The sequence below is a fragment of the Blastococcus sp. SYSU D00695 genome (assembly GCF_054050555.1).
The window spans coordinates 22295-31557 of the sequence record NZ_JBJGZP010000035.1 but is presented as its reverse complement, the minus strand read 5'-3'; the positions used below and the strand labels follow the sequence as shown (position 1 = coordinate 31557).

Below are 9263 nucleotides of genomic sequence, written 5' to 3'. Positions count from 1 at the left end.
CAGGGCGGGTACTGCGCGCAGAACCCGCCCTGAGCGCACATCACCCGTCCGCGGCGCCCCGGGAGGACGGCAGTGGCCCGGGACCGACGCGGTCCCGGGCCACTCGCGGAGTCGAGCCCGAGCTAGTCCTGCGGCTGCTCGAAGGTGATGACGGTCCAGCCGAGCAGCAGGCGGTCGCCGTCGGCCAGCGGGTGCGCCACGCCGGGCTCCAGCTGCGTCCACTCGGTGGCCTCGGGGCCGGCGACGTGCGTGCCGTTGAGCGAGCCGAGGTCGACCAGCGAGACCTCGCGGCCCTGGCGCTGCACCGCGGCGTGCGCCGAGGAGAGCACGTTCTGGGTGTCGGCGATCGGCACGGGCCGCGCCGTGCCGTTGGTGACCATCTCGTGGCTGTCGGGCCGGCGGCCGAGGACCAGGTCCTCGTCGACGGTGACGACCAGGCCGTCGTCGAAGCGCAGGATCGGCGCCGCCGACGGCTCGGGCTTCCAGAAGGCGGTGGCCTCCCCGCCGTCGGTGCCCGGGGCCTGCGCGGCCGCGGAGTAGCCGCCGCTGGGGGCGCCGAAGCCGGCGTCGGAGGGGGCGGAGAACGACGAGGGCGCCGGCGCGGCGGCGGGCGCGGCCGCCGCGGCGACCGGTGCGGCCGCGGCCAGGTGCAGCATCGCGCCGCTGCCCGGCACGGTCCCCTCGACGAGGTCGTGCGCGACGCCCGGCGGCATGCTCGGCACGGGCTGGCCGGGGCCGACGTAGAGACCGGAGCCCAGCTGGAAGCCGGCGGCGAGCGTGCAGCCGCCGTCGACCTGGTGCCCGGAGACGGGGACGCCGTCCACGGCGGGCTGGCCCTTGCCGGCCCACAGGGCCACGCCGGTCCCCGACCCGCCCGCGGTGTCGGTGAGCACGAGGGCGAAGGACGCCGAGTTCCCGCCGAGCGCGGCGACCTGGCCGGCGACGGCGGCCAGCACGCGGTCGGCGCCGGGACCGGAGACGCCCAGGCAGGCGTGCAGGGCCGCGGTCAGGGCGGGGGCGCCGGGAGCGTCCACCCACAGCAGACCGCCGCCGCGACGGGCGACGACGGAGTCTCCGGGCAGGACTTCACAGCGGTCGGGCATGCCCGCCAGCCTAGTGACCGACGACGGAACTGGGCGGTCCGGCCGAGTCGCCACGCCGGTCGCACCTGCTCCGGGAGGGAGCGGTGCGACCGGCGTGACGGGTGGTTCACCGGCGGGCCCGCACAGGGGGTGCGGCGGGGCCCCGGACGGGACTCAGGAGGCGGTCGTGACGAGCCCCAGCTCGGCCGGGTCGGCCAGGTGCGCCGACGCCGGCAGCACCCGCACCGTGTAGCCGAAGGCGCCGGTCCGCTCCAGCGGGACCGCGGCCGTGAACCAGTGCCGCGACCCCTCGGCCTGCTCGAGCGTCATCGGCACGGTGGTGACGTCGTGCAGCCCGTCGGCGTCGTCGACCCGGCCGTAGGCGGCCTGGACCTGGACGTCGCCGGGCGCCAGCCCGGGCAGCTCGACCTCCGCACGCAGGGCGAGCGAGGTGCCGATCTCCGGGGTGTCCCCGGCGCCGGTGGCCTCCACGTGCGCGACGCGGACGGCGTTCCAGCGCTCCTGGACCCGGGCGCGCCAGGCGGACTCCTCCCGGGCCGGCGCGTAGCCGCCCGCCGACATCGTCCGCGCCGAGCCGGCGGCGGGCACGTAGAGCCGCTGCACGTAGTCGCGCACCATGCGGGTGGCCAGCACCTTCGGCCCGGTCTCGCGCAGGGTGTGCCGCACCATCTCCACCCAGCGGCTGGGGATGCCGTCGCGGTCGGTCTCGTAGAAGCGCGGGATCACCTGCGTGCCGAGCAGGTCGTAGATCGCCCGCGCCTCGACGTCGTCGCGGCGGTCGGCGTCGGCCACGCCGTCGGCGGTCGGGATCGCCCAGCCGTTCTGGCCGTCGAACCACTCGTCCCACCAGCCGTCGCGGATGGAGAGGTTCAGCCCGCCGTTGAGGGCGGCCTTCATGCCCGAGGTGCCGCAGGCCTCCAGCGGCCGCAGCGGGTTGTTCAGCCAGACGTCGCAGCCCCAGTACAGGTAGCGGGCCATGCCGATGTCGTAGCCGGGCAGGAACGCGATCCGGTGCCGGACGGCGGGGTCGTCGGCGAACTTCACCATCTGCTGGATCAGCTGCTTGCCGCCGTCGTCGGCCGGGTGGCTCTTGCCGGCGATGACCAGCTGGACCGGCCGCTCGTCGTCCAGCAGCAGGGCGCGCAGCCGCTCGGGGTCGCGCAGCATCAGCGTCAGCCGCTTGTAGCTGGGCACCCGCCGGGCGAACCCGATGGTGAGGACGTCGGGGTCGAACGCGGTGGCGGTCCAGGCGACCTCGGACTCCGTGGCGCCGCGCGACAGCGCGGTCTCGCGCAGCCGGCGGCGCACCTCGTCCACCAGCCGGCCGCGCAGCATCCGCCGGGTGCTCCACAGCTCCCCGGAGCTGATCCGGTCCACGCCGTCGAAGGACGCGGGCTCGTCGCCCTCCACCGGGTCCCCGGACGACGAGCTCTGGGTGCCGAGGTCCACCAGCTCGCGGGCGGTCCACGTGGGGGCGTGCACGCCGTTGGTGATCGAGCTGATCGGCACGTCGGCCTCGTCGAAGCCGGGCCACAGGTCGCTGAACATGTGCCGGCTGACGTGCCCGTGCAGCTGGCTCACGCCGTTGGCGCGCTGGCCCAGCCGCAGGCCCATGTGCGCCATGTTGAACTTCGTCGGGTCGTCCTCGGCGCCCAGCGGGATCAGGTGCTCCAGCGGGACGCCGAAGCCGGCGAAGTAGCGCTCGATGAGCGCGCGGGGGAAGCGGTCGATGCCGGCCGGGACGGGCGTGTGCGTGGTGAACACGGTGCCGGCGCGGACGGCCTGCAGCGCCTCGGCGAACGACAGCCCGTGCGACTCGGTCAGCTCGCGGATGCGCTCGACGCCCTGGAAGCCGGCGTGGCCCTCGTTGGCGTGGAACACCTCCGGCGCCGGGGTGCCGGTGAGCTGGCACCAGGCCCGCAGCGCGCGGACGCCGCCGATGCCCAGCAGCATCTCCTGGCGCAGCCGGTGGTCCTCGTCGCCGCCGTAGAGCCGGTCGGTGACGCCGCGCTCGGCGGGGGCGTTCTCCTCGATGTCGCTGTCGAGCAGCAGCAGGGACACCCGGCCCACCTGCGCGCGCCACACGTGGGCGTGCAGCGTGCGGCCCTCCGGCAGCGGCACCGAGACGACGACGGCCGAGCCGTCGGCCTGCCGCAGCAGCTTCACGGGCAGGCCGTTGGGGTCCAGCGCGGGGTAGTGCTCCAGCTGCCAGCCGTCGGCCGACAGGCCCTGCTCGAAGTAACCGGCGCGGTAGAGCAGCCCCACGCCGATCAGCGGGACGCCGAGGTCGGAGGCCGCCTTGAGGTGGTCGCCGGCGAGGATGCCCAGGCCGCCGGAGTACTGCGGGAGGACCTCGGTGATGCCGAACTCGGCGCTGAAGTAGGCGATCGAGGCGGGGGCGTCGGCGCCCAGGGACTGGTACCAGTGCGGGGCGGACAGGTACTCGCCGAGGTCCTCGACGACGTCCTGCATGCGGCGGACGAAGCGGCGGTCCTTCGCGAGGGTGGCCAGCCGCTCGGCCGAGACCTCGCCGAGCACCTTGACCGGGTCGCCCCCGCAGGTCCGCCAGAGGTCGGGGTCGAGTGCCTCGAAGAGGTCCCGCGTGTCCGGGTGCCAGGACCAGCGGAGGTTCATGACGAGTTGGGCGAGCGGCACCAGCTCCTCGGGGAGGGATGCCCGGACCGTGAACCGACGGAGAGCACGCACGCGGCCGACCCTATAAGGACCGCGGCGCTCCCCACCCGTCTCGCACGGCCTGCCGGCACCCCCTCGGAGGGGGCCGTTCCGGCTCCGACGTGCCCGACACCCGCGACCTCGTTAGCGTGATCGTGATGACTGGCCGCGCTGACCTCCGCCTCGGCATCACCGATGTCGCCCCCGTCGTGTCCTGCGGGTCCTTCTCGGCCCGCGCCGTGGTCGGCGAGCACCTGCCGATCACCGCCACCGTGTTCCGGGAGGGTCACGACGCCGTCGCCGCGGACGTCGTCTGGACCGCGCCCGACGGCACGTGTGGCGCCTTCACCCGCATGTCGCCCTACAGCCAGGAGCCCGATCGCTGGCTGGCCACCGTGGTGCCCGACCGCGAGGGCCGGTGGACCTTCCGGGTCGAGGCCTGGAGCGACCCGCTGGCCACCTGGCACCACGCCGTCGAGGTGAAGATCGAGGCCGGGCAGGGCCCCGAGGACCTCGCCAACGACCTCGAGGAGGGCGCCCGGCTGCTCGAGCGGGTCGCCGCCGGTGCCGACGAGGAGTGGCGCGGCCGGCTCACCGACGCGGTGACCGCGCTGCGCGACGCCGGTCGCGGGCTGCCCGAGCGGGTCGCGCCGGCCCTGGCGCCCGCGGTGCAGGAGTACCTGCACGAGCACCCGGTGCGCGAGCTGGTCACCGCGTCGGCCGACCACGAGGTGTGGGTCGACCGGCCGCGGGCGCTGTACGGCTCCTGGTACGAGTTCTTCCCGCGCTCGACCGGCCCGGTCGTCGGCGGGGTCGCGACCCACGGCACGTTCACCACCGCCGCCGACCGGCTGCCGGCGGTGGCCGAGATGGGCTTCGACGTCGTCTACCTGCCGCCGATCCACCCCATCGGCGAGGTCAACCGCAAGGGCCGCAACAACACCCTGACCCCCGGTCCCGACGACGTCGGCTCCCCGTGGGCCATCGGGTCGCGCGAGGGCGGGCACGACGCCGTCCACCCGGCGCTGGGCACGATGGAGGACTTCCAGCGCTTCGTCTGGCGGGCCGGGGAGCTCGGCATGGAGGTGGCGCTGGACTTCGCGCTGCAGGCGGCGCCGGACCACCCGTGGGTGCGCAGCCACCCGGAGTGGTTCACCACCAAGCCGGACGGGACGATCGCCTACGCGGAGAACCCGCCGAAGAAGTACCAGGACATCTACCCGGTCAACTTCGACAACGACCCCGAGGGCATCTACGCCGAGTGCCGCCGCGTGCTGCAGGTGTGGATCGACGCCGGGGTGAAGATCTTCCGGGTCGACAACCCGCACACCAAGCCGCTGAACTTCTGGCACTGGCTGATCTGGGACGTCAAGCGGAGCCACCCCGACGTCCTCTTCCTCGCCGAGGCCTTCACCCGGCCGGCGATGATGCACCAGCTGGCCAGGCTGGGGTACACGCAGTCCTACACGTACTTCACCTGGCGCACCGAGCGCGGCGAGATCGAGGCCTACGGCCGGGAGCTCGCCGAGAACGCGCACTACATGCGGCCCAACTTCTTCGTGAACACCCCGGACATCCTGCACGCGTCGCTGCAGTACGGCGGGCCGCCGATGTTCAAGATCCGCGCGGTGCTCGCGTCGATGATGAGCCCGACCTGGGGCGTGTACTCCGGGTACGAGCTGTACGAGCACGTCGCGGTCCGTCCGGGCAGCGAGGAGTACCTCGACAGCGAGAAGTACCAGCTGCGCCCCCGCGACTGGGCCGCCGCCGAGGCGTCGGGCCGCAGCCTCGCGCCCTACCTGCGCCGGCTGAACGAGATCCGCCGCGCGCACCCGGCGCTGCAGCAGCTGCGCACGCTGCGGTTCCACCCAATCGACAACCCGAACCTGATCTGCTTCTCCAAGACCGACCCCGGATCCCAGGACGCCGTCCTGGTGGTGGTCGCGCTGGAGAGCCACAACCGGCAGATCGGGACGACGGCGCTGGACCTGGGCGCCCTCGGACTGGACTGGCACGAGCGCTTCACGGTGCACGACGAGCTGTCGGGCGCCACGTACGACTGGGGCCAGTTCAACTACGTCGAGCTCGACCCGTACCACGAGCCGGCGCACGTCTTCTCCGTCTCGTTCCCCCGCCCGGTGACCTGGCCGCCGCCGGTCGCCTGATGACGGACCCCCTCGCCCCCCACCCCCCGCGCGCCCGCGGCGGGGCCCTGCGAGGGGGCCACCCACTCCACCTGCACGGCACGACCCAGGGGGATACCTCTCGATGACCGTTCCCGTTCCCGACTCCCCCCGCCGCTCCGCGCTGCCCCCGCCCGGCACCGACCCGGAGTGGTACAAGCGCGCGGTCTTCTACGAGGTGCTGGTGCGCGGCTTCGCCGACAGCAACGCCGACGGCGTGGGCGACCTGCGCGGGATGATCGACAAGCTGGACTACCTGCAGTGGCTCGGCGTCGACTGCCTGTGGCTGCCGCCGTTCTTCGCCTCGCCGCTGCGCGACGGCGGCTACGACGTCAGCGACTACACCGCGGTGCTGCCGGAGTTCGGCGACATCGAGGACTTCCGCGAGCTGCTGGAGGAGGCCCACTCCCGCGGCATCCGCGTGATCATCGACTTCGTCATGAACCACACCTCGGACCAGCACCCCTGGTTCCAGGCCAGCCGCAGCGACCCCGAGGGGCCCTACGGCGACTTCTACGTGTGGGCCGACGACGACACCGGCTACGCCGACGCCCGGATCATCTTCGTCGACACCGAGTCCTCCAACTGGACCTTCGACCCGGTGCGCAAGCAGTACTTCTGGCACCGGTTCTTCAGCCACCAGCCCGACCTGAACTTCGAGAACCCGAAGGTGGTCGAGGCGGTCCTGGAGGCGCTGCGGTTCTGGCTGGACCTGGGCATCGACGGCTTCCGCCTGGACGCCGTCCCCTACCTGTTCGAGGAGGAGGGGACCAACTGCGAGAACCTCCCCCGGACGCACGAGCTGCTCAAGCAGGTCCGCAAGGTCGTCGACCGCGACTACCCCGACCGGGTGCTGCTGTGCGAGGCGAACCAGTGGCCGGCCGACGTCGTCGAGTACTTCGGCGAGGACGGCGACGAGTGCCAGATGGCCTTCCACTTCCCGGTGATGCCGCGCCTGTTCATGGGCGTGCGGCGGGAGCAGCGGTTCCCGATCTCGGAGATCATGGCCCAGACGCCGGACATCCCCGGCAACTGCCAGTGGGGCATCTTCCTGCGCAACCACGACGAGCTGACCCTCGAGATGGTCACCGACGAGGAACGCGACTACATGTGGGCGGAGTACGCCAAGGACCCCCGCATGAAGGCCAACATCGGCATCCGCCGCCGGCTGGCGCCGCTGCTGGACAACGACATCGACACCCTCGAGCTGTTCAACGCGCTGCTGCTCAGCCTGCCCGGCTCGCCCGTCCTCTACTACGGGGACGAGATCGGCATGGGCGACAACATCTGGCTCGGTGACCGCGACGGCGTCCGGACGCCGATGCAGTGGACCCCGGACCGCAACGGCGGCTTCTCCACCGCCGACCCGCAGCGGATGTACCTGCCGCTCAACGCCGACCCCGTCTACGGCTACCAGGTCACCAACGTCGAGTCCCAGCTGCGCAACACCACCTCGCTGCTGCACTGGATCCGGGAGATGCTCCGCGTCCGCGGCCAGCACCCCACCTTCGGCCTGGGCAGCTACGCCGAGATCGGGTCGCGCAACCCGACCGTGCTGTCGTTCGTCCGCGAGTTCGGCGACGACGTCGTGCTGTGCGTGAACAACCTGTCGCGCTTCCCGCAGCCGGTCGAGCTGGACCTGCGCCGCTTCGAGGGCTACACGCCCATCGAGCTCACCGGCCGGGTCGAGTTCCCGCAGATCGGCGTCCTGCCCTACATGCTCACCCTCGCCGGGCACGGCTTCTACTGGTTCGAGCTGGCCAAGCCCGCGCCCGAGCCCGAGCCGGTCGTCGAGGAGCCCGAGTCCGGCAGCGCGGTCGCCGAGTCGCTGCTGGCCGCCGGGCTGGTGAGCGAGGAGGACGCCGCCGGCGATCCCGAGACCCCCGGAGACCCCCGATGACGGCGCTGACGGACCTGCTGCGCGAGTGGATGCCGCACCAGCGGTGGTTCGGCGGCAAGGGCCGCGAGTGGGCCGAGGTGAGCGAGGACGGCTTCTTCCTCGAGCGCAGCGGGCCGGTCCTGTCGGTGCACCGCGTCCGCGTCGGGTACGCCGACGGCGCGACCGAGACCTACCTGGTGCCGCTGTCGTGGCGGGAGCACCCGGTCGAGGAGCTGGGCTCGGCCCTGGTGGGCGCCGTGACCAGCGGCGACTCGCAGACCTGGGCCTACGACGCGCTGCGGGACCGCGACGCCACCGCGCCCTGGCTGGTGCACCTGGCCGCGCAGGGCCACGTGGGGTCGCTGCGCTTCGTCGCCGAGGAGGGCGCCGCCATCCCGGCCGGCCTGCCCGGGGACGTGATCTCCACCGAGCAGAGCAACACCTCCCTGGTCTACGGCCAGGAGGCGATCCTCAAGCTCTTCCGGCGGCTGGAGCCGGGGCTCAACCCCGACGTCGAGATCCACGACGCGCTGCGCCGGTCGGACAACGCGCACATCGCGCCCCTGCTCGGCTACGCCGAGATCGACCACGACCGGGACCGCGGGACGGCGCCGGCCACCGTGCTCATGCTGCAGACGTTCGTGCCCAACGCCAGCGACGGCTGGCGGCTGGCCACCGCGAGCGTGCGCGACCTCTACGCCGAGGGCGACCTGCACGCCGACGAGGTGGGTGGTGACTTCGCCGCCGACAGCGAGCGGCTGGGCGCCGCCACCGCGTCGGTGCACCACGACCTGGCGCAGGTGCTGCCCACCGAGGACGCCGACCGGGCCTGGTTCGCGGCCGCGGCGGAGGAGATGACCGGCCGGCTGGAGGCCGCGCTGCCGGTGGTCCCGCAGCTGGCCGAGCACGCCGAGGGGCTGCGCCGGCTGTACGCGCAACTGGCCGGGACCGACGAGCCGGTCCGGCGCCAGCGGGTGCACGGGGACCTGCACCTCGGTCAGGTCCTGCGCACCGCGACCGGCTGGATCATCCTCGACTTCGAGGGCGAGCCCGCGCGGCCGCTGGAGGCCCGCCGCCAGCTGGACAGCCCGATGCGCGACGTCGCCGGCATGCTCCGCAGCTTCGACTACGCCGCCCGGCACATGCTGGTCGAGCAGCCCGAGGACGCCCAGCGCGCCTACCGGGCCCAGGAGTGGGCCGAGCGCAACCGGGCGGCGTTCTGCGCCGGCTACTCGGCCGCCGGCGGGATCGACCCGTGCGCGGACTCCCCCGTGCTGCGGGCGTTCGAGGCGGACAAGGCCGTCTACGAGTGCCTCTACGAGGCGCGCAACCGCCCCCACTGGCTGATGATCCCGTTGCAGTCGCTGTCCCGGCTCGCCACGGCCGGCTGACCGGCCCGGACGCAGCCCGACGACCTGATGCCGA

At 73.3% G+C, this 9263-nt stretch carries 5 protein-coding genes; 3 read left to right on the top strand and 2 right to left on the bottom strand.

Annotation, left to right across the window (positions count from 1 at the left end; translation table 11 throughout):
- Positions 1–122: 122 nt before the first annotated feature.
- Positions 123–1103: an FHA domain-containing protein gene (locus ACI781_RS17490; protein ID WP_456567400.1), complete on the bottom strand. Its 981-nt coding sequence runs from the start codon at positions 1101–1103 to the stop codon at positions 123–125.
- Between the two features lie 153 nt (positions 1104–1256).
- The gene (gene glgP, locus ACI781_RS17485) at positions 1257–3809 is read right to left on the bottom strand and encodes an alpha-glucan family phosphorylase (RefSeq protein WP_456567399.1); all 2553 of its coding nucleotides are present in this window, start codon (positions 3807–3809) and stop codon (positions 1257–1259) included.
- A 125-nt stretch (positions 3810–3934) separates the two neighbouring features.
- Here glgP and ACI781_RS17480 point away from each other — a divergent pair, with 125 nt between their 5' ends.
- From ACI781_RS17480 to ACI781_RS17470, 3 genes are all read left to right on the top strand, one after another.
- Positions 3935–5941 carry an alpha-1,4-glucan--maltose-1-phosphate maltosyltransferase gene (locus ACI781_RS17480; RefSeq protein ID WP_456567398.1) on the top strand — a complete coding sequence of 669 codons (2007 nt, stop codon included), beginning with the start codon at positions 3935–3937 and terminating at the stop codon, positions 5939–5941.
- A gap of 103 nt (positions 5942–6044) precedes the next feature.
- On the top strand, positions 6045–7859 hold the full coding sequence (treS, locus tag ACI781_RS17475) for a maltose alpha-D-glucosyltransferase (protein ID WP_456567397.1): 1815 nt from the start codon (positions 6045–6047) through the stop codon (positions 7857–7859).
- Positions 7856–9229 carry a maltokinase N-terminal cap-like domain-containing protein gene (locus ACI781_RS17470; protein ID WP_456567396.1) on the top strand — a complete coding sequence of 458 codons (1374 nt, stop codon included), beginning with the start codon at positions 7856–7858 and terminating at the stop codon, positions 9227–9229. Before treS ends, ACI781_RS17470 begins: the two co-directional genes overlap by 4 nt.
- Positions 9230–9263: the final 34 nt, after the last annotated feature.

What these genes read in the sequence shown, in the direction of transcription:
- ACI781_RS17490 (WP_456567400.1), bottom strand. Translation starts at nt 1,103, where the DNA reads ATGCCCGACCGCTGTGAAGTCCTGCCCGGAGACTCCGTCGTCGCCCGT.
- ACI781_RS17480 (WP_456567398.1), top strand. Translation starts at nt 3,935, where the DNA reads ATGACTGGCCGCGCTGACCTCCGCCTCGGCATCACCGATGTCGCCCCC.
- ACI781_RS17470 (WP_456567396.1), top strand. Translation starts at nt 7,856, where the DNA reads ATGACGGCGCTGACGGACCTGCTGCGCGAGTGGATGCCGCACCAGCGG.
- treS (WP_456567397.1), top strand. Translation starts at nt 6,045, where the DNA reads ATGACCGTTCCCGTTCCCGACTCCCCCCGCCGCTCCGCGCTGCCCCCG.